Source organism: Enterococcus olivae (assembly GCF_053760925.1).
The window spans coordinates 20,727-43,130 of the sequence record NZ_JBSMVT010000007.1; the positions used below are offsets into that span (position 1 = coordinate 20,727).

Consider the following 22,404-nt stretch of genomic DNA (forward strand, 5'->3'; position numbering starts at 1 on the left):
AGCCATTGAAATTCTTATTTATTTTGATCCGTACATGGATTTCGGTGTACCGTACCACCATTTACCTAGTGTACGTTGCAACCAAGGGATTACCCAACGGTCTAAACCAACCGCGCGTCCAGAGCCGTTCATCAAAGCAAAGGCAACTGGAATGAACCAGATGTTTACCCAGTAGAACATACCTGATAGACAGAAGGTAACAACAAGGACGATGGTGGAAGCACTGAACAACCAAGTGAACAAACCAGCCATCAATGCCAATGCGATCCCGATCTCAACGAAGACCATCATTTTTTGGAAGAACATAGCGACTTCCATGTTTGGCATCATGACTTTCATGATGCTTGAGAACCAGTCAGGTGCTTGATCAAGGACTGCCATTGGCTCATGACCGTAAGCATAGCTTAGACCAAAGTGAGCAGCAGATTCAACCGCTTCAGCACCTGCATCGACAACACCACTTGCTGCACTTTCAGCGTCAGTTCCGCTGGCAGCACTTGCTGCATCCGTTACATAGTCCCAAGTCCAAGGGAAGACACTGTTTCCAGTGAACCAAGAACCTTCGCCGAACCAAGTGCTAGGTTTCAACCATTGACCGTCACCAACGATTTTCGTGAAGGCTTCTAGGAACCAAACCAAACCGTAGAAGATACGCAATGGAACACTCCATAAGACGTTACCGTAACGAGAAGTATGTCCGCGGGCAACTGTACGATCATCTTTGATGTGGAAGATTTCGTGCATCAAGTATTGGAACATATAGTAGCCAGAACGAATATCAAAGAAGTATTTCAAGTTGACGATGTGCTTCATGATGATCGCCAAGAAACCACTCAAGTGGATCTTGTTGAACAAGTTCGCTACACCCCATTTGGCACCGATCGATACCATAAAGCCTTGATAGTTTCCTTTGAATTTGTGTTTTTCGCCGCCTTTGATCTCAGACACGATACTGCTTGCTGCAGTGTGTCCTGTTTGTTCAGCTGCTTGAACGATTTGAGGTGTTGGTGTATTTGGGAATTCTTCGTAGTACACCAAATCTCCAATAATATAGATATTTTTATCTTCATAGCCTTTTGCTTGCATGTATTCATTGGCAATCAGACGTTGTCCACGTGCAGATTCCAAACCGAAGTCAGCAGCGTCAGAAGTTGCTTTGACACCCGCAGTCCAGATCAAAGTGTGCGTTGGGATCTCTGAACCATCTTTTAATTTGATATGGTCAGGAGCCACTTCCACGATCGGTGCGTTCAAGACAAGGTCAACATTTTTTGATTCCATGTAGCGTTCAGCTTTGGCAGCATCGTTGCGGCCTAGCATATTCAAGATCGTCGGCATTGCTTCAACGACTTTCAACGTGATTTCACTAGGATCTAATTTAAAATCTTTGGCTAAGCGATCTTTCCAGTCAATCAGTTCGCCGATCATTTCGATTCCAGTAAAGCCGGAACCGCAGACAACGAAAGTCAACATCGCTTTACGAACAGCTGCATCTGGTTCGATCGCTGCTTTGGCAACGGTTGCCAAGATGTGTTCGCGAATACGTAGTGAATCTTCGAAAGACCATAGTGTGAAGCCATTTTCTTTAACACCTGGTGTTCCAAAGTCATTCGGCTCGCCACCCATTCCTAGAATAAGGTAGTCGAAAGAATAAGAACCAAGTTTTGTTTGAACCACTTTGTTTTCTTTATCGATCGCAGTAACCGTATCAGTGACCAATTGCACATTCTTTTGACGGGCAAACAAACGTTGCAAATCATATTGAATAGCATCCGGTTCTACACGACCACCAGCGACTTCATGCAGCTCAGTCATCATAGTGTGGTATGAGTGACGGTCAATTAATGTGATGGACACATCATTGTCTTTTTTTAGCTTTTTGGCTAAAACTTTTGTTGCGGATACCCCTGCGTACCCTGCACCGACAACGACAATGTTTTTCTTAGACATTGTAAATCTCTCCTTATAAGTAAAAAATAAATTAGTAATAATTACACAATCTCCTTCATTATATAGAAATTTCCTTTATTTGTCTAAACTTTTTTAAAAATTTCACAAAAAAAGATCTTTGTGCAATGAAAGGACGAAAAAGGTTATTGTTTTTGGGAAAATTGTGCTAAAATATGGGTGTTATCAGAGGTAACGATTGGATACAAACAAAGGAGAGATGTTTACATGAAAAAAATCAAATTTGCATCATTAGCAGCGTTGGTACTTGTAAGTGGGAGCCTTTTAGCTGCATGTAGTTCTGATGATGATTCTGCTACAGATGCTTCAACAGTAGAAACGTCAGAAGTTGTCGAAACAGAAGCATCTGAAGAAGATGTTGTTTCAACGGCATCGATCAGCGATCAAGCAGACGTGATCGAAGCTGCACTTAGCGCAGACGGAAACTGGATTATTGCTCTAACAGACGATGTTACATTTGATTCTGATGTGACTGTTGCAGGTGAATTCCACAATAGAGGCGATGACGCAGAGGATGTTTACCGCAAATTAGCCTTGTATGATCAAGATGAAGATCGTAACGTAACAGCCGAATACACATTGACTACACCGAAATTAGTTGTTGAATCACCAAACTTCAACATCGTACACGGAACAGTCGTAGGTGACATCGAAGTGAAAGCAGAAGGCTTTGTTTTAAATGGAGCTACTGTAGAAGGAAACATTACTTTTGACACACAAGAACTACAAGATTCAGCTGTTCTTGATCAAGAGGGTGCTTCTGTAACAGGCGATGTAACTGTTGCTGAATAAGCTTATCAACACAAAAAACTTCCACAAACGGTGGGAGTTTTTTTTTGTCTAAAAACTATGTGAAAATATTTTCAAATAACTATTGACTTCCATTCAATTTCCATTACAATGTTAGATGTATCACAAATAAGTTTGTGAAAAAATAAGTATTAGGGTAAAAGGTGGAGAGAAAATGAAAGCAAAAAAATTAGTAACAGGCTTTGCGGTATTGGCTTTGACAACACTCGTATTAGGAGCATGTTCATCCGATGACAGCAATAGCAGCGCCGACAACAGCACAGAAGCGACATCTGAAGTAGTCGAGAGTACCGAAGAAACAATAGTTGAAGAACCAGCAGCTGGTCCTGTCTTAGTAGATGGTACCTACACACTGGAAGAACAAAACTACAGCAATGATTACCGTGTCGTATTCACAATCGACGTTGAAGGTGGTCAGATCGTAACTTCAATGTACGACAATGTGAACGAAGCAGGCGAATCGAAAACAGAAAATGAAGACTACAATACAATGATGGAAGACAAAGCGGGCAATTCACCGGAGAAATTTATTCCAGAATTTAATGAAGCCTTAGTTGCGCAGCAAGATCCAGAAGCGATCGAAGTGGTTTCAGGGGCAACTCACAGCTTCCATTCCTTCCAAAATTATGCACAACAATTGATCCAAGCAGCGCAAGCGGGCAACACTGAAACAATTGAAATCGATAACGGTGCAGAATTAAAAGACGGTACCTATACACTTGAACAAGAAAATTACAGCAACGGCTATCGTGTCGTGTTCTCGATCGATGTTGAAGGTGGCAAGATCGTCGCTTCAAACTATGACAACGTGAATGAAGCAGGCGAATCTAAAAAAGACGACGAAAACTACAACGAAATGATGGAAGACAAAGCCGGCAACTCACCGGAAAAATTCATTCCAGAATTCAATGAGTCATTCGTAGCTCAAATGGCTGACGAAGAGGGTGTGCCTGGAGACATCGAAGTGGTTTCAGGAGCAACTCATAGCTTCCATACCTTTGTTCTTTATGCAGAACAATTGATCAATGCGGCAGAAAAAGGCGATACAGCAACCATTACTGTAGACAACTTTGTCGCTCAAAACTAAAAGCAAGCAATTTAGGAAAGTGGCTGGGCGAATCGCTCAGCCTTTTCTTTTGTCTAAAATTCTTTTCAAGGAAGAAAAAACAGGCTATGATAAACAAAAAGTAATAGAAAGAGGAAAAGCATGAAGAAAAAATTTGCCTTATTCTTGGTAGCTGCTGCGATCATCGGCAGTTTGGCTGCTTGCAGTGATAAAGAAAATCAAGGCTCTGAAAACACAGAAAGCTCCGAGGTAGCTGCAGCAGCTGGTCTACGCCAAGACCCTTACGCACAAGAGGATTTCTTGTTGGGGACCTATATCCGGCTCCGAGTGTACGATGAAGGAAAAGAGGATGCCCTACAACCGGCGTTTGATCGAATTGCCGAACTAGGAGACAAGATCACGATCAACCAAGCAGGCTCCGAGATCGACAAAATCAATGAACAAGCTGGCGTGGAATCCGTGGAGGTCTCTGAGGATATTTACGATTTGCTGAAGCATGCCTATCAGTACAGCGAAGAGTCTGATGGTGGCTACAACATGGCGATCGGTGCCATCACGCAATTATGGCGGATCGGTTTTGACGATGCTCGTAAGCCAGAACAATCGGAGATCGATGAGGCGTTGGAACACATTGATTATCGAAAAATCCAATTCAATGATGCCGAACAAAGTGTTTATCTGGAAGACGAAAAGATGATCATTGATCTGGGAGCGATCGCCAAAGGCTACATCGCCGATGAAGTCGTCAAGGCTCTGGAAGAACAGGGTGTGACTTCCGCGATCATTGACTTGGGCGGAAATATTTTTGTGATGGGTCACAGCTGGCGAGGAACGAACGAAGACTGGAACGTGGGAATTCAAGACCCTAACAACAACCGTGGAACGATTCTAGGATCAATCAAAGAATCCGATAAAACGATCGTGACCTCAGGAATTTATGAGCGCTTTTTAGAAGTCGATGGCGAGCGATATCACCATATCTTTGATTCCAAGACTGGTTATCCTTATGACAATGACATCGCCAGTGTCACCGTCATCACAGACAAATCGATCGATGGCGATGGTCTGACCACCGTGATCTTTGACAAAGGGGTCACAGAAGGGCTGGCTTACATCGAAGAGGAAACACCTGAAGGAACCGATGCGATCTTTGTGACCAAAGAAGGTCGGGTATATGTCACAGAAGCTATTCAAGAGACCTTTGTATTAGACGAGAATTCCGGTTACGAGATGGGTGACCGTAGTGAATTAGAGTAAACAAGCAGGAGGAAGCACATGTCATTGAAAAACTTTTTGGAAGTGGTCGAGATTCGGACGAAGGTCGCCAGCTTTTTCCCTTTTATTATGGGCGTTCTCTTTTCTCTTACGTATTTTGAGGAGAGCCATTGGGGCTATACCCTACTCTTTTTTGCCGGTATGCTGATTTTTGATATGGCAACCACGGCGATCAACAATTACATGGATTTTGAGAAGGCGAAATCAGAAGAATACAAGTACCAGCAAAACGTGATTGGACGTGAGAACCTTTCGCCAACATTGGTTCGTCGCATGATTTTGTTGATGATCGGACTGACCCTGTTGATCGGACTACTGTTGAGCTGGTTGACTGGTTGGTTGCTGCTAGTTATGGGAGCGATCGTTTGTTTTATCGGTATTTTTTATACCTTTGGACCGATTCCTTTGTCACGGATGCCACTGGGAGAAATCTTCAGTGGTGTCACGATGGGGTTAGGAATCTTTGCGATCACCGTCTACTTAAATACCTTGCAGCAAAAAGTCTTCTTTTTGGCGATTGATTTTCAGGAAGGAACCTTTGCATTGAACGGACAGCTTTGGGGAATCTTAGCTGTTGTTCTAGCTTCGCTACCATTGATTTTCACGATTGCCAATATCATGCTGGGCAACAATCTACGGGATCTGGAAACAGATATCAAGAACCATCGCTACACGCTGGTTTATTATATCGGTTGTAAGCAAGGGGTCTTGCTGTTTCAAGGGCTGATGTATGGCTGTTATCTGGCGATTTTCCTCGGTTGGATTTTGGGTGTGTATCGCTGGCCGATCTTAGTGACCTTTTTGACACTGCCAAAAATCTATAAAAATTTAAAAGAGCATCAGGAAAGTCTGCCCCATCCAAGAAGTTTCGGTTATGCGATCAAAAACATGGTGCTGTTCAACAGTAGCTATGCTTTGGGTCTGCTACTGAGCTTGTTCTTCTAAATAAAAGAGTAAAAAGCCGCTGAATGCCAGGTTCAACGGCTTTTTCAATGGATTGATTGGAGACTGATTTCTCCAGAGGACAAGACTTTGGTTCCCTCTGATGTTTCTACGAGCAGCTCTCCTAGATCTGAGATGGCCATCGCTTTTCCGGTGTAGTTTACACCCTGTTGCGTGAAGCTAACGACTCTGCCCAAAACAAAGGATTTTTGCCGGTAGACTTTTAAATAGCTGGCATCCGGCAAACCATCAAGTAGATCAAAAAAGTTTTGCCAGATTAGTTGGATCAATTGATTACGAGAGACCGGCAGCTGTCCATCAGGAAACAGCGAACCAGCTTTTTTTTGTAGCTCTTCTGGGAAGGTCTGAGGCGGAATCGAAAAATTGAGCCCCATCCCTAAAACCACATGACTGATCTGTCCGGTTTCAAAATCACTCATGGCTTCCGACAAGATGCCACAAATTTTTTTGCCTTCCAAATAGATATCGTTGACCCATTTGATCTCGGTCTGTTTGCCAGTCACTTCATCGATGGCCAAAGACACCGCGACTGCTGCCAGCAGGGTATATTGAGGCAATTCGTCAAAAGACTGATTGGGATTCAGCAGCAAACTCATATAGATCTGACCCTTAGGAGAAAAGAAGGGTCGTCCGAAGCGACCGTGACCGCCTGTCTGTGTTTCTGCTACGAATAATGCGGGAGTCACTTGTTGATCCATAGCTGCTAGCTTGGCATCCTTCATCGTTGATTCAGTCTCATCCAGTAAATAAATGTTGTCAGCGAGCAAGTTCGTTTGGGCGATCTGTGAGGCTTCCAACACATCCGAAGCTAGGTACTGATACCCGTTAGCATGGCGTTCGATATGATAGCCCATTTTTTCCAGCTCGCGGACCGCTTTCCAGACTGCCGTCCGTGAAACGCCGATTTCTTGTGCCAGCTTTTCACCAGAATAAACAGAACCCTCTTGTCGTAATAAAGCTAGGACTTTTTGCTTGGTGTTCATCAAAAAGGATCTCCTTTCCCACTGCTTGTCAGCTTGTTAATACTTTTTTCTAAAAATATCCATCTTTAGTTGATTGTCTTCGTAGACGATATCGGCACTGTCGATCATCATCCCTAAAAGATTGTAGTCTTTTTCTTCGTGTAGACTTTGATGACCGCCCAGTAGTTCGTCATAATAATTTTCCAAGTTCATGTCTCTGGGAACGTTGAGCATCTCTAAAAAATCATAGATATCATCGGGGATCTCCTCGCAGTCTCCTTGGATCTTTGCCAGAAAACCGTCGTCTGAAAAAGCTAATTCAAGGGAAACCTGGTCGATATCGTGAGAAAAGAAATAAGTGAGTAATTCGTCCACGATTCGTCTAGACTTTTCTTTTTCCAGCATACTTTTTCTCCTTTTTTACTTGTGATAGTTTATCCAACAACGGTACCATAAAAGCGGCGACAAAACCACAAGAAAATCCGTTGTTGTACAAATTTAATCCCCCGTGTAGATAGGTCACATTGGAGACCAATGTCATATGGAAAAAGCCTGCGAAAATCCCAACTACAGGACCGTAATATCCGCTGACAGGAGCCAGACTCGTACCGAAGATCGCCGACAGCAGGACAGTAAAGGTATTGTTTGAAAGCTCAGGAGAAAACTTGGAAGCCAGAACGACACCGATCAGGATAGGTAGACTATTTTTCCAGTGATTCCCGAACGCAGAGAAGCCGACGACTGTCAGGATCCCGCCGACGATCGGTCCTGAAAACTCTCCACCCATCAAAATGACGAAGGTCCAAAGAATGATGCTCATCAAGGCCATATTGATCAAGGTCGCACCGATTCCGGAGATCGCGACGAAGTCTGTCACCAAGGTTCCTGAAGACTGAAAGATTGCTTGCATCCCTTTGAAGGACTTATCGTTCAGCAAAAATCCTAGCAGGAAAAGTAGCAGTGAAAAGACGATCAGCAATGTCGCTGAAAGGAGATGGTAGTCTGTCGATACAATCGAAACGACCGCTATTTCTCCACCAAACAAACGATAGACACTGGTTACGATCATGCCGACGATCCCAGCAGTAAAGCCTACATTATAAAGCGAAAATCCTTGATGGAACTGCAGAAAGTGAGAAGACAGTGAAGGCAGCATGAAGCCGACGAGAATCCCGACTGCATAGCCCAGTGTCAGACTCACAGGCAATGGTAGGCCTGTGCCAAAGGTCAGGTAGCTGATGATCGGAGAACCGGCGCTACCGAATAAGGCCACCAGCAAGTATTGAGAAGGCGGTCTCTTAACGAATCTTGCATACAAAAGCACGCCTAAAATAATCGGTACAGAATTAAAAAGATTTTTCCCAAAGAAAGAAAAGCCAGAGACCGTAAAAAAAGCAGCGATCAGCGGTCCGCTGACAGTCATGCCTCGTGAGTAGACGAGTAGGATGCTAGAAAGCGTCAAAAGTCCACTGTTTAAAAAGGCGCTCCCAAAATTCCCAACGGCAAAATAATCAGTCATGAGATTACTCGGAGAGGTCAAGATACGGAGCGTCCCTGACCACAGTTCTGCAGGTGTCTCGCTGAGGACACCGATCAGGATCAGTAGAAGACTATAAATGATCAACAGGCGATATTTGAGAACCTGTGAGCGTAATTGCGGCTGTTTGTTGCCGGTATGTAAACTAATCGATTTCTTTTCCAAGCAGTCACTTCCTTCTATAGTTAGTTGTCTACTTTAACAATATAGGTTTTGCTACGTGGAAGTCAATATAATTTCAGTTTACTTGGATATTTTTTGTCCAAAAGCTTTTGAGGGGTGACTTTCAGGAATACCCTTCGGAAATTTTTCTCGTGGTGCCGGACCGCCGGGAGCCTTTTACAAAGTCTCTTGGCTGCTGGCGTTCAAACTCTGAGTAAGTGGTGACCCACTAACTCAGAGTAATTCATCCAAGCTCCTTTAAGGCACGACGAGAAATTTCCTACGGCTATTCCTTCCAGTTTCTTGCAAATATCGAATAAATTAGAAGAGCAAAGAATATCAAATGAGACGGTATGACTAAGGCGTCACAGACAACTTTCAAAAGTTGACTCGGGGTCGATTTTTACAAAAACTTCTATATATTCTTTCTACATGTCAAGTAGAGGCACTGCGATAGTCAATCTATGTAGTGACAAAAAACGTCGGAAACTGGAAGAATGTCTGGTAGGAACGCCCCTCATCGTGCACCAGAGATGAGGATGAATTAGCCAGCGTTGCAGCAATGTACTTTTGCTGCTTACGTTGGCTTTGAACGCCGAAAGCTGCGAGACTCTGGAAGAGGCTCAAAGTGATCTTGCACAATGAGGGAGATTTTCCGGACAGCCAGTCTGCCAGTTTCCCACATTCCCGCATACAAACACATTGTTTTTCGATAAGAATCAAAAGCAAGACTTGCTCTTGACAAGAAATAAAGTTCTGTGTATAATAAGTAGTTGCAAAAACTATCTGAACAGCAATGAGCAGGAGCGAAATATTGTCCGTTCCGGCTTCGTAATAGGGAAACAAAAGTAGATACTTCAAAAAAAGAAGCACTTCTATTTTTGGTTTTTTTTTGCCTAAATGCCGCAAAAAATGTTCGTTGTAACAAGAATTTAACATTTGTTACGAAAATGTAATTATCAGATCAGTATTTTGAAAGACTTTTTAGAGGGGTGAAGAGCTTGGCTGGACACGTAGTAAAATACGGAAAGCACCGCGAACGCAGAAGTTTCGCACGTATCAGTGAAGTATTGGAATTACCGAATTTGATTGAGATTCAAACAGATTCTTATCAGTGGTTCTTAGATGAAGGACTAAGAGAAATGTTTGAAGACATCTTGCCAATTGATGACTTTAATGGAAACCTGTCCTTGGAATTTGTAGATTATGAGTTGAAAGCACCGAAATATACAGTAGAAGAAGCCCGCGCACACGATGCGAACTATTCTGCACCACTACATGTAACGCTGCGTTTAACGAACCGTGAAACAGGGGAGATCAAAGCCCAAGAAGTCTTCTTTGGCGATTTCCCATTGATGACTGAACAAGGAACATTCATTATCAACGGGGCAGAACGTGTCATCGTTTCCCAATTAGTCCGTTCACCGGGTGTGTATTTCCACGGTAAAGTAGACAAAAACGGAAAAGAAGGCTTTGGTTCAACTGTGATCCCTAACCGTGGCGCATGGTTAGAAATGGAAACAGATGCCAAAGACATTTCTTACGTACGTATCGACCGTACGCGTAAGATCCCATTGACAGTATTGGTTCGTGCCTTAGGTTTTGGTTCAGACGATACGATTTTTGAGATTTTTGGTGAAAGTGAATCACTACGTAACACGATCGAAAAAGACTTGCACAAAAACGCAAGCGACTCTCGTACCGAAGAAGGCTTGAAAGATATTTACGAGCGTCTTCGTCCAGGAGAGCCAAAAACAGCAGACAGCTCACGTAACTTGTTGAATGCACGTTTCTTTGACCCACGCCGCTACGACCTAGCAGCCGTTGGACGTTACAAAGTAAACAAAAAATTAGATCTTAGAACACGCTTGTTGAACCTAACACTAGCCGAAACCTTGGTTGACCCTGAAACAGGCGAAATCATCATTGAAAAAGGTACCGTGTTGACTCACCAAGTCTTAGAAGGCGCATTAGGCGAGCACTTAGTCAATGGACTAAACTCCGTGACTTACTACCCATCAGAAGACGGCGTAGTCACAGATCCAATGACCGTGCAAGTCATCAAAGTCTTTTCTCCGAAAGATCCGGAACGTGAAGTAACTGTGATCGGTAACGGCTATCCTGAATCAAATGTACGTACGGTACGTCCAGCAGATATCGTTGCATCAATGAGTTATTTCTTCAACTTGATGGAAGAAATCGGCAACGTCGATGATATCGACCACTTGGGGAATCGTCGTATCCGTTCAGTCGGTGAACTATTGCAAAACCAATTCCGTATTGGTCTAGCTCGTATGGAGCGTGTGGTACGTGAACGTATGTCTATTCAAGACACAGAAACACTGACACCACAACAATTGATCAATATTCGTCCAGTAGTGGCAAGTATCAAAGAATTCTTTGGTTCTTCTCAGCTATCACAGTTCATGGATCAAACGAACCCACTAGGTGAGTTGACCCACAAACGTCGTCTATCAGCCTTAGGACCTGGTGGTTTGACGCGTGACCGTGCCGGCTATGAAGTCCGAGACGTTCACTATTCTCACTATGGCCGTATGTGTCCGATCGAGACACCTGAAGGACCAAACATCGGTTTGATCAACAGTATGGCTTCTTATGCGAAAGTCAACAAATACGGATTTATCGAAACACCTTATCGACGCGTAGACCGCGAATCAGGCAGAGTAACCGATCAAATCGATTACCTGACAGCTGATATCGAGGACCATTACGTCGTTGCTCAGGCAAACAGCTTGCTGGATGAAGATGGAAACTTCGTCAATGATGTCGTTATGGCTCGTGCAACCAGTGAAAACCTGGAAGTATCGATCGATAAAGTCGACTACATGGACGTTTCACCGAAACAGGTAGTTGCGGTCGCGACAGCATGTATTCCTTTCTTGGAAAATGATGACTCCAACCGTGCCTTGATGGGTGCCAACATGCAGCGTCAGGCAGTACCTTTGATCAATCCACAAGCCCCTTGGGTCGGAACTGGGATGGAATACAAATCTGCCCATGACTCGGGAGCAGCCTTGCTATGTAAACATGACGGGATCGTTGAATACGTCGATGCGTCTGAAGTCCGCGTTCGTCGCGACAACGGTGCATTGGATGTTTATCACGTAACCAAATTCCGTCGTTCAAACTCAGGAACAAGCTACAACCAACGTCCATTAGTTTCATTAGGTGAAAAAGTGGATGCTGGCGATATCTTAGCCGATGGACCATCAATGGAAAGCGGCGAAATGGCATTAGGTCAAAATGTCTTGGTTGCCTTCATGACTTGGGAAGGGTACAACTACGAGGATGCCGTGATCATGAGTCGTCGTCTAGTTAAAGATGATGTCTACACTTCTGTTCATATCGAAGAATACGAATCAGAAGCTCGTGATACAAAATTAGGACCTGAAGAAATCACTCGCGAAATCCCGAACGTAGGGGAAGACGCATTGAAAGATCTAGACGAAATGGGGATCATCCGCATTGGTGCCGAAGTTCAAGATGGCGATCTATTAGTAGGGAAAGTCACTCCTAAAGGGGTTACGGAACTTTCTGCAGAAGAACGTCTATTGCATGCGATCTTTGGTGAAAAAGCTCGTGAAGTCCGTGATACATCACTACGTGTGCCTCACGGTGGCGGCGGAATCGTCCATGACGTGAAAATCTTTACTCGTGAAGCAGGCGATGAATTGTCTCCAGGCGTGAACATGCTCGTTCGTGTGTATATCGTTCAAAAACGTAAGATTCACGAAGGAGATAAAATGGCTGGACGTCACGGAAACAAAGGGGTCGTTTCCCGCATTATGCCGGAAGAAGACATGCCTTTCTTACCAGACGGTACACCAGTCGATATCATGTTGAACCCATTAGGGGTACCATCACGTATGAACATCGGACAAGTATTGGAATTGCACTTAGGGATGGCAGCTCGTCAGCTAGGTATCCACGTAGCAACACCAGTATTCGATGGTGCATCAGATGAGGACGTTTGGGACACTGTTCGTGAAGCCGGCATGGCCAGCGATGCGAAAACTGTTCTTTATGACGGACGTACAGGTGAACCATTTGACGGACGTATCTCGGTTGGGGTCATGTATATGATCAAACTTGCCCATATGGTCGATGACAAGCTACATGCTCGTTCAATTGGACCTTACTCATTGGTTACACAACAACCTCTTGGTGGTAAAGCTCAATTTGGTGGACAACGTTTCGGAGAGATGGAAGTTTGGGCGCTGGAAGCCTATGGTGCAGCGTATACCTTACAAGAAATCTTGACCTATAAATCAGATGACGTCGTGGGACGTGTGAGAACATATGAAGCGATCGTTAAAGGTGAACCAATTCCAAAACCAGGCGTACCGGAATCCTTCCGCGTACTGGTCAAAGAATTGCAATCACTAGGTCTGGATATGCGTGTCCTAGATATTGAAGAACAAGAAATCGAACTTCGTGACATGGACGACGATGACGATGATTTGATCACAGTCGATGCGTTGACAAAATTTGCCGAGCAGCAAAATGCCCGCGAAGCCGATAAAAACGCACAAAGCGGAGTGGAAGTAAAACCTGCTGATGAAGAAAACAAACCAGTAGACGCTCCATTAGATTAGACAGCAACACCTCACAGAGTTAGCCTCGTTTGAAAGCCTTCGAACGAGGGCTGTCTCATGAGGGACTTGTTCGTCTGTTTGTAGCCATGAAATGAAATGGAGGGAACCCCTTTTGATCGATGTAAATAAATTTGAAAGTATGCAAATAGGTTTGGCTTCTCCCGAAAAAATCAGAAGCTGGTCTTACGGTGAAGTAAAAAAACCTGAGACAATCAACTATCGTACTTTAAAACCTGAGCGCGAAGGGTTATTCGACGAGCGTATTTTCGGTCCTACCAAAGACTGGGAATGTGCGTGTGGTAAATACAAACGTATCCGTTACAAAGGAATCGTTTGTGACCGTTGTGGTGTCGAAGTAACTCGTTCAAAAGTTCGTCGTGAACGTATGGGTCACATTGAATTAGCTGCGCCAGTTTCTCATATTTGGTATTTCAAAGGTATTCCGTCACGTATGGGTCTTGTCCTAGACATGAGTCCACGTGCGTTGGAAGAGATCATTTACTTTGCTTCTTATGTTGTGATCGATTCAGGAAATACAAGCTTAGAGAAAAAACAACTATTGACCGAACGTGAGTATCGTGAAAAACGTGATCAATACGGTCAAGAATTCAATGCAGCGATGGGTGCTGAAGCCATCAAACAACTGCTTGATTCTGTAGATTTAGACAGCGAAGTAGCCGAGCTGAAAGAAGACTTGAAAACAGCTTCTGGTCAAAAACGTACGCGTGCGATCCGCCGCTTGGATATTTTGGAAGCCTTCCGTGCCTCTGGAAACAAACCAAGCTGGATGGTTATGGATGTTGTGCCAGTTATCCCACCGGATCTACGTCCGATGGTCCAATTAGAAGGTGGTCGTTTTGCCACTTCTGATTTGAATGACTTGTATCGTCGTGTGATCAACCGTAACAACCGCCTAAAACGTTTGTTAGACTTGAACGCACCGAACATCATCGTGCAAAATGAAAAACGCATGCTGCAAGAAGCAGTGGATGCGCTGATCGATAACGGTCGTCGCGGTCGTCCAGTAACTGGACCAGGGAACCGTCCGTTGAAATCTCTTTCTCATATGCTGAAAGGGAAACAAGGTCGTTTCCGTCAAAACTTGCTAGGTAAACGTGTCGACTATTCAGGTCGTTCGGTTATCGTTGTTGGACCTTTCTTGAAGATGTACCAATGTGGTCTTCCAAAAGAAATGGCCATCGAATTGTTCAAACCATTTGTCATGCGCGAGCTTGTTCAACGCGAGATCGCTTCAAATATCAAAAATGCAAAACGCAAAATCGAACGTGGAGAAGACGAAGTTTGGGACGTACTAGAAGATGTGATCAAAGAGCATCCAGTTCTATTGAACCGGGCACCTACTTTGCACAGATTGGGTATCCAAGCCTTTGAACCTGTTTTGGTCGAAGGACGTGCGATCCGTCTGCATCCACTTGTTTGTGAAGCCTACAATGCCGATTTCGATGGGGACCAAATGGCGGTCCATGTACCATTGAACGAAGAAGCGCAAGCTGAAGCACGTATGCTGATGCTAGCTGCACAAAACATCTTGAATCCAAAAGACGGTAAACCAGTTGTTACACCATCACAGGATATGGTTTTGGGTAACTACTACCTAACAATGGAAGAAGATGGACGTGAAGGTGAAGGCATGATCTTCCGTGACATGGATGAAGCAGTCACTGCATGGCGCAATGGCTATGTCCATTTGCACTCTCGTGTTGCTGTGAACCCAACAACCTTGGGTGAAAAACCATTCACTGAAGCACAAAAACAACGCTTGATGGTAACGACTGTCGGTAAGATCATCTTTAACTCGATCATGCCGCCGGAATTCCCTTATTTGAATGAACCAACAGACTTTAACTTGACAGTCCAAACACCTGACAAGTACTTTATAGAAGCCGGAACAGACGTCCCAGCATTTATCAAAGAACAAGAATTGATTGGCCCATTCAAGAAGAAAAATCTAGGGAACATCATCGCCGAAGTCTTCAAACGTTTCCGCGTGACCGAAACATCACGCATGTTGGACCGTATGAAAGACTTAGGTTACAAACATTCCACTCATGCAGGGATCACTGTAGGTATCGCTGATATCATGGTGCTGGAAGAAAAACACGATATTATTGACGAAGCCCATAAACAGGTAGAGTCGATCACGAAACAATTCCGTCGTGGTTTGATCACAGACGATGAACGTTATGAACGTGTTATTGGCGTTTGGAATGCAGCTAAAGATTCGATTCAGTTGAAACTGATGGAGTCTCTAGATGCGAAAAACCCAATCTTCATGATGTCTGACTCTGGAGCCCGTGGTAACATCTCCAACTTTACGCAGCTTGCGGGTATGCGTGGATTGATGGCCGCTCCAAGTGGGAAAATCATGGAATTGCCGATCATCTCGAACTTCCGTGAAGGTCTGACTGTCTTGGAAATGTTTATCTCTACTCACGGGGCTCGTAAAGGAATGACTGATACAGCCTTGAAGACAGCCGATTCAGGTTATCTGACTCGTCGTCTAGTAGATGTTGCCCAAGACGTAATCATTCGTGAAGACGATTGTGGCACAGACCGTGGCTTGGATATCTCAGCGATCCGCGAAGGAAACGAAGTCATCGAATCACTGGAAGAACGCTTGGTTGGACGTTATACACGTAAATCAATTTCTCATCCAGAAACCAACGAGATCCTTCTGGAATCGAATCAATTGATCACAGAAGATCTTGCGAAACAAATCGTGGAAGCTGGTATCGAAACAGTTTCGATCCGTTCAGTCTTCACATGTAACACCAAACATGGTGTATGTAAGCATTGTTACGGACGCAACTTGGCGACTGGTAATGAAGTAGAAGTCGGCGAAGCCGTAGGTACGATCGCTGCGCAATCGATCGGTGAACCTGGTACTCAGTTGACCATGCGTACCTTCCATACCGGTGGGGTTGCCGGAGATGATATCACTCAAGGTCTCCCTCGTGTCCAAGAAATCTTTGAAGCGCGTAATCCGAAAGGGCAAGCAGTCATCACTGAAGTAACAGGTGACGTGGTTGACATTTCTGAAGATGCCGCTACACGTACGAAAGAAGTAACCATCAAAGGTGAAACTGATACAAGAACCTATACAGTGCCGTACACTGCACGGATGAAAGTCGCTGAAGGCGATATGATCCACCGTGGTGAACCATTGACAGAAGGTTCGATCGATCCAAAACATCTATTGCAAGTTCGTGACGTACTGTCAGTAGAGAACTACTTACTACGTGAAGTACAACGTGTCTACCGTATGCAAGGGGTAGAGATCGGCGACAAGCATATTGAAGTAATGGTTCGTCAAATGCTACGCAAAGTCCGCGTCATGGATCCAGGTGAAACAGATATCCTACCAGGAACACTGTTGGATATCGCTGACTTTAAAGACCGCAACTACCAAGCAATCGTTTCAGGACGTGTCCCTGCGACTTCTCGTCCGGTCTTGCTAGGTATTACCAAAGCATCTCTGGAAACCAACAGCTTCTTGTCTGCTGCGTCCTTCCAGGAAACAACACGTGTGTTGACTGATGCTGCGATCCGCGGGAAGAAAGATCCACTTCTAGGCTTGAAAGAAAATGTTATCATCGGTAAAATCATCCCAGCTGGTACTGGTATGCCTCGTTACCGCAACATGGAGCCAAAAGAAGTCACTGTTGCCAGCGAAAATGTCTACAGCATTTCAGACATCGAAGCACAAATGGCTGCGGAAGATGCAATGAATGAATTAAGCTAATTCATTAGCAGTACAAAACGAACACGTTTCTCTGTCTTTGATGACAGAAACGTGTTCGTTTTTTTTTGGGAATTAGTTAGTTAGAGTCATTCCCGAGTTCTTACAGCCTAAGAAAGAGCGTAAAAAAGCCAACCCTATTCGCAATAGGATTGGCTTTCGTGTTATTCATGTAAGTCTAATCTCAGTTGAGTCTGCCGCTGCACTGCGAGAAGGTCTTGCTTAGGTCGAGCCGTGGAACCGCCGTGAGCCTGTAGTCTCACGGCTTTCAAGCTTCAGAGGCACAGTAACCAATAAAATTGGCAACTGTGCCTCATTCACATTGAATTCTACACACGGCGACAACGCAAGTCCTGCTCGTAGTCGATCGGCCCATATCTTTAAGCAAAAGATGATTGATGGCTTCGTCCAGATGTTCATAATCATTCTGCGTGAGTGGGATTTGAATCAGGATCAATGTTTGATTTTCTTGGAAATCTATTTCAGGATAATGCACGGTTCCAACAATCAAGTCACTCTCTTTCAAATCTGAAACGAAGTGAATCGTATATTTACCTAAAAAATAATTATTGATAGAATTTTTGGTATGCTCAAATAACAGCGGAGAAAGATCTGTATATAAGTATAACTTGATCTCGGGTAAAAAGTTTGTTTCTGGCAGAAGATACGAATATAGCAACAAACTATGCATATCAAAATGTCCTTTGATCCAGGTACCACTATTATGAGAAAATTCCTCCCAGAATTTTTTGAATTGAGCCAAGTAATAAGGGTGTGTTTCATTATCCTGAGTAAAATGAATGCCCGGAAAAGAAAACAATAAGCGGTCATCCACAGTAAAGTAAAAGCTTCCTAGATATAATTTAAAAAAATAATCATATAAAAAAGCAATTTTTGTTGGGTCTACCGGAATAAAGTATTAAAAAAAAAGCCTGATCCAAGTGTTGAAATCTTGCTTCAATTCCGTAAATTCTATCCCAGAAAAATCTAAAGGAATCTCATAGTTGGTTAAATTAGAGTTATGCGCCATCAATAATAAGAATTGCCAGTCCTCATCTTGCCATTCGCTTAAGAATTCTGGTTTTTTCGGAAAATGAATCGCATCAAAGTAAGGGAAACTTTCCTCTGAAAAATCGAGATTGTGCCCCGTTTGGACTGCTGAATTCGTGATAAACAGATGGATACCTAAAATTTCTTCTTGAAAGGGTAAAAAGTTCAGAGAGATTTTGATTGACTTTTTTAGCCAAATCCAAGTAGTCATCCAATGCATCAAGCCAATAGATTTCTGAAATCTATTGGCTTGATGCATCATGTAAAGCAGAATGAAAGAAAAACAACGAATGGTCGATTCTTTGCCTTGTAGATTCAATTGCTGTGACAAGGTGATATGTAGTCCATACTCATCTAAAGAAGTATTGATCTCCTTGATTTTTCTTTGAAGGGTAGATAGACTGACAAACTGCGTTTCACAAAATTCTGAAGTCGAAACAGATCGTTCAAAAAGCAAGGTCCGATAGACACTGTAAGCCAGATTCTTAGAAACGATATAGTTGAATAATTTTTGGAGATTATTGTCAGAGTCTCTCTGTAATTTGACACCGTTGCGCTTACTGATGATCAAGCTGACTTCTTGTTCAGGATAGCATTCCTCTATATACGTTTTTAATTCACACAATAATTTCTTTACCTGACTGATCGTGGGATCTTTCAACAGCTCAACTAATTGCTCGCTGGAAATATACTCCGTGTGATCATCCAGTACTTGGAGAATGTTGAACATGATCCAGATCGAGGGGTTAAATCCAAGCATAACACAAAAAGTTCAGAGAAACCAACGATTCTCGAACTAGAAGGAGAATTCTAGTTTTATTTTTTTCGAAAAGGCTTACTTGATTTAACTATTTACGAAAATGACCGATAAAGAAAAGAGTATCATTGAAAGTGAATTTTGGGAGAAGAGGTTTGAAAGTGAAGAAAAAACAAAAAAGTATCAGCGGTATCATCATTTTGGTCTTATTCATCGTAGCTTTATTACCAATCGCTGTCATGTTGGCGAGTTCTTTTATGACGACGACCAATTTATTGAGAGAAAGAAATTTAGAGAGTCAAATTAGTGGGACTGAAGCAGTAATGACTGAAACGGAAGGTCTTTTAAATAATACGGAGTCTCGTTTGAATCATTTAGCGGAAGAAGCTGTCTTTCAGGGAGCATTTGATTTAACAAAAATTCGTCCAGTTCTAAGAACATCAATGGGTGGAGACACAGATATCACAGCAATCACCTTTGCTACTTTTGACGATCAGTTTATAGCGACCAATGATTTGCCGGATGATTATCGTCCGAGTGATCGTCCTTGGTTCCAAGATGCGGTTTCAGGGAATGGACAAGGTGTTTGGTCTGTTCCTTACCAAGATTTAGTGACTGGTCACTTTGTCAACACGATCTCTAAGCAAATCTACAACGATCAAGGCGATTGGGGCGTACTTAGTGTTGATGTTTCTTATGGAAATTTAACAAAAATGCTGGAAAGTCTGGATATCGGACGTACGGGACATATCTCACTGATCACGAGTGAAGGAATCATCGTGGCAGATACCGATCCCGAACGTATCGGAGCAGACGGTGGTAGCGAAAGTCCTTTGTTCCAAGTTGTAAAGAACACTACCGAGCCGGGCTTATATTTAAGAGACGATCTGCCAGAAGGTGTCGAGAGCTTCTATTTTAACAAAGGGCATAGAGGAGACGACCTTATCTGGGCTTTCTCGACGATCCATACTGGAGAATATACACCAGAGATTCGAGCATTACTGATCTCTTCGATCATCGATTCGATCATTATGCTTCTGATTGTCACTGTGTTTGCTTTTATCATCAAAAACGTGATCCAAGAAATCCTGATGGTCTTGGTCAATCTATTTGGCGAAATGAAGCAGGGAATCTATCGCAAGATCTCTGAGAAACAACCAAAGACATCAATCACTAACCTTTCTCAGAGAGCTAGAAATCTCTTGCGCCCAGATGCCAATGGTAATGAGATCCATCGTTTGGCAGCGAGTTACAATGACATGGTTGATGGTGTCGAAGTCTTGACGAACAATTCTCAGCAACACAGTGAACGAGTGGCTGATATGGCAGATGCTTTATTGGAATTAGCACAACAGACGACTTCAGCAACTAGCGAAGTCACTGATACGATCACTGGTGTAGCAGAAGTCACTGGAACGCAAGCACAAGAAACTGAACACAGCGTGACTCAGATGCAACAACTGTCAGAAGTGATCCAGCAGCTGACTTCTAGCGTATTGGCATTGGATACGCAGTCACAGGATGCCAACTCAAGTAATCAGCAAAGTATGGAAGTGATGAATGCCGTCAACGCTAGCTGGCAAAAAGAAATGGAACAAATGTCGCAGTTGGTCAACGGAATGGATGGCATGAATCAAAGCATTCAGGCAATCACTCAGATCATCAATGTGATCAACGATATTTCTTATCAAACCAATCTGTTGGCATTAAATGCTTCGATCGAAGCGGCTCGTGCCGGCGAATCAGGCAAAGGTTTTGCCGTCGTTGCTTCTGAGATTCGTCAATTAGCAGAACAAAGCAAAAACTCGACCAAAGAGATCGAGACGATCATTGGGACGATTCAAAACCAATCGAAACAAATGGTTGAACAAACGTCACGTTCTTTGGAAGGCGGCGAAAATCAAACCCATCTGATCAATCAGGCGATCACTTCAGCACAGGATGTCTTCGAACGTACGACAGCGATGTTCGACAATATCCAAAGTATCGAAGGCTCGACCGATCGCATCGTGAACATTCAAGGCAATGTCCTAGGGAATCTAGAAAGTATTTCGGCTTCTACCGAAGAAAATGCTGCCGGAACCGAAGAAGTTTCTGCCAACGCCGAAGAAGTTCTGGCGACGATGGAAGAATTTGTCGGACACGTCGGTGACTTGCAAGGAATTGCAGATGAATTGAAACGAATGATGGCCGCTTTGACGATCATTAAAGAGTAAATGTAAAAACGTAGGGCATTGGTTTTCGAAATCGATGCTCTATGTTTTTTCTAGCTCTTCAATTGTTTCTTTCGACTAATATTCTTTCCAACTAATAGAAAATATCAGAAAGGCTCGATGTTAGGTCACTAGCAGACGTTTTTGATCCAACGCACAGCAGTTTTCCTTTCCCTCTAGAAAGCAAACAGGACTTATTGTATGATAGATAAAAGAAGTGGAAGTAGGGGGAGAAAAACGATGCCGACAATGAATGATGTAGCGCAGCTTGCAGGAGTCTCAAGGGGGACGGTATCGAACTATATCAATGGTGTCAAGGTTAAGGAAGACTCGCAAAAGAAGATTCAGGCAGCGATCGACGAGCTAAATTATGTGCCAAATGTGACGGCTAGGGAATTGAAAATGAATCGCTCCAACTTAGTGGTATTCATCATTCCGTCGACACTGACGCCTTTCTTTGCGGAGTTGACTCATGAGATGCAGCAAGCCTTGCGCAAAGAGAATTTTAAAATGCTGCTGTGCAATTCAAATAACGAGATCAAAGAAGAACTGGAATATATTCAAATGGGGAAGGAGCAAAAGGTCGCAGGAATCATCACGATCTCCTATAGTGATCTGGCCCCTTATCTGACGACCGACTTGCCGATCGTTTCCATCGAGAAAAAGTTGTCCGATACGACGCCTTGTGTTTCTCCGGAAAATTATGAAGGGGGGGCATTGGCTGCGGCGAAGCTGATTGAAAAAGGTTCTCGTCAGTTGTTGCTGATTACTAGAAGTACGGAAAAGACGGCGATCAACTATGGCAAACGTGCGCAGGGCTTTATTGACTATTGTCAGAAGCAAGGTGTGTCTTATACGATTTTTGCCTCTACGCATCATGAGGACAAATTTTACCCTGAGTTGGCAGCGTTTCTGACTGCCGAACATCAAAAAGGTTTTGCCTACGACGGTATTTTTGCGGTTGCCGATCAGTATGCGGATTTTTCTCTAACTACTCTGGAGGAGCTGGGCTATCAGATTCCTCAAGCGATCCAGATCATTGGTTTTGATGGGGGCAAAATGTACCCAGAGCAGCAGCGTTTCATCTCTTCGATTCGTCAGCCGATTCCTTTGATCGTGGAGCAGTGTATCGTTTCGCTGAAGAAATTGTTGAAGCAAAAGAAAAAACGCCCGAGTGCCACGGTCTATCTGCCGGTGTATTATATCAAGGGCAAAACTACAAGAAACTAATTCAAAAAAACCTTTGATAAAAAGGTTTTTTTATT

15 protein-coding genes are annotated in these 22,404 nt (G+C 43.6%); 8 read left to right on the plus strand and 7 right to left on the minus strand.

Going from position 1 to position 22,404, the window contains the following annotated elements; translation table 11 throughout:
* Positions 1-18: 18 nt before the first annotated feature.
* Positions 19-1,950, minus strand: a complete 1,932-nt coding sequence (locus ACWODM_RS06480; RefSeq protein WP_455320558.1) for an NAD(P)/FAD-dependent oxidoreductase — start codon at positions 1,948-1,950, stop codon at positions 19-21.
* A gap of 225 nt (positions 1,951-2,175) precedes the next feature.
* On the opposite strand from ACWODM_RS06480, the gene ACWODM_RS06485 reads away from it, so the two are divergent.
* The 4 genes from ACWODM_RS06485 to menA all read left to right on the plus strand — a co-directional run bounded on the left by ACWODM_RS06485 (position 2,176) and on the right by menA (position 6,064).
* Positions 2,176-2,760, plus strand: a complete 585-nt coding sequence (locus ACWODM_RS06485) for a polymer-forming cytoskeletal protein (RefSeq protein WP_455320559.1) — start codon at positions 2,176-2,178, stop codon at positions 2,758-2,760.
* 172 nt (positions 2,761-2,932) lie between these two features.
* Entirely contained in the window at positions 2,933-3,865 is a 933-nt protein-coding gene (gene pplA / locus ACWODM_RS06490) for an extracellular electron transfer flavoprotein PplA (RefSeq protein WP_455320560.1), read from the plus strand.
* Between the two features lie 120 nt (positions 3,866-3,985).
* Entirely contained in the window at positions 3,986-5,101 is a 1,116-nt protein-coding gene (locus ACWODM_RS06495; RefSeq protein WP_455320561.1) for an FAD:protein FMN transferase, read from the plus strand.
* A gap of 18 nt (positions 5,102-5,119) precedes the next feature.
* Positions 5,120-6,064 (plus strand): 1,4-dihydroxy-2-naphthoate polyprenyltransferase, encoded by a 945-nt coding sequence (gene menA, locus ACWODM_RS06500; RefSeq protein ID WP_455320562.1) that lies wholly within the window; start codon positions 5,120-5,122, stop codon positions 6,062-6,064.
* A 44-nt stretch (positions 6,065-6,108) separates the two neighbouring features.
* On the opposite strand, the gene ACWODM_RS06505 is transcribed toward menA, so the two are convergent.
* The 4 genes from ACWODM_RS06505 to ACWODM_RS06520 form a co-directional block, all read right to left on the minus strand.
* On the minus strand, positions 6,109-7,065 hold the full coding sequence (locus tag ACWODM_RS06505; RefSeq protein WP_455320563.1) for a biotin--[acetyl-CoA-carboxylase] ligase: 957 nt from the start codon (positions 7,063-7,065) through the stop codon (positions 6,109-6,111).
* Between the two features lie 36 nt (positions 7,066-7,101).
* Complete coding sequence (locus tag ACWODM_RS06510) at positions 7,102-7,449, minus strand: hypothetical protein (RefSeq protein WP_455320564.1); 348 nt, start codon at positions 7,447-7,449, stop codon at positions 7,102-7,104.
* Positions 7,427-8,746 (minus strand): DUF1576 domain-containing protein, encoded by a 1,320-nt coding sequence (locus ACWODM_RS06515; protein WP_455320565.1) that lies wholly within the window; start codon positions 8,744-8,746, stop codon positions 7,427-7,429. Before ACWODM_RS06515 ends, ACWODM_RS06510 begins: the two co-directional genes overlap by 23 nt.
* A 459-nt stretch (positions 8,747-9,205) precedes the next feature.
* The gene (locus ACWODM_RS06520) at positions 9,206-9,604 is read right to left on the minus strand and encodes a hypothetical protein (RefSeq protein WP_455320566.1); all 399 of its coding nucleotides are present in this window, start codon (positions 9,602-9,604) and stop codon (positions 9,206-9,208) included.
* Positions 9,605-9,744: 140 nt separating this feature from the next.
* Between ACWODM_RS06520 and rpoB the strand changes: the two genes are divergently transcribed.
* Positions 9,745-13,359 carry a DNA-directed RNA polymerase subunit beta gene (gene rpoB / locus ACWODM_RS06525; protein ID WP_455320567.1) on the plus strand — a complete coding sequence of 1,205 codons (3,615 nt, stop codon included), beginning with the start codon at positions 9,745-9,747 and terminating at the stop codon, positions 13,357-13,359.
* 112 nt (positions 13,360-13,471) lie between these two features.
* Positions 13,472-17,122, plus strand: coding sequence for a DNA-directed RNA polymerase subunit beta' (gene rpoC, locus ACWODM_RS06530; protein WP_455320568.1), 3,651 nt, complete (start codon positions 13,472-13,474; stop codon positions 17,120-17,122).
* A gap of 310 nt (positions 17,123-17,432) precedes the next feature.
* Here the strand turns inward: rpoC and ACWODM_RS06535 are convergent, their stop codons facing one another.
* Together ACWODM_RS06535 and ACWODM_RS06540 are read right to left on the minus strand one after the other, a co-directional pair.
* Positions 17,433-17,954, minus strand: a complete 522-nt coding sequence (locus ACWODM_RS06535; RefSeq protein WP_455320569.1) for a hypothetical protein — start codon at positions 17,952-17,954, stop codon at positions 17,433-17,435.
* Positions 17,955-18,038: 84 nt separating this feature from the next.
* Entirely contained in the window at positions 18,039-18,929 is an 891-nt protein-coding gene (locus tag ACWODM_RS06540; protein WP_455320570.1) for a helix-turn-helix domain-containing protein, read from the minus strand.
* A gap of 158 nt (positions 18,930-19,087) precedes the next feature.
* Here ACWODM_RS06540 and ACWODM_RS06545 point away from each other — a divergent pair, with 158 nt between their 5' ends.
* Positions 19,088-21,142 carry a methyl-accepting chemotaxis protein gene (locus ACWODM_RS06545; protein ID WP_455320571.1) on the plus strand — a complete coding sequence of 685 codons (2,055 nt, stop codon included), beginning with the start codon at positions 19,088-19,090 and terminating at the stop codon, positions 21,140-21,142.
* Positions 21,143-21,379: 237 nt separating this feature from the next.
* Positions 21,380-22,369: a LacI family DNA-binding transcriptional regulator gene (locus ACWODM_RS06550; protein ID WP_455320572.1), complete on the plus strand. Its 990-nt coding sequence runs from the start codon at positions 21,380-21,382 to the stop codon at positions 22,367-22,369.
* Positions 22,370-22,404 lie beyond the last annotated feature (35 nt).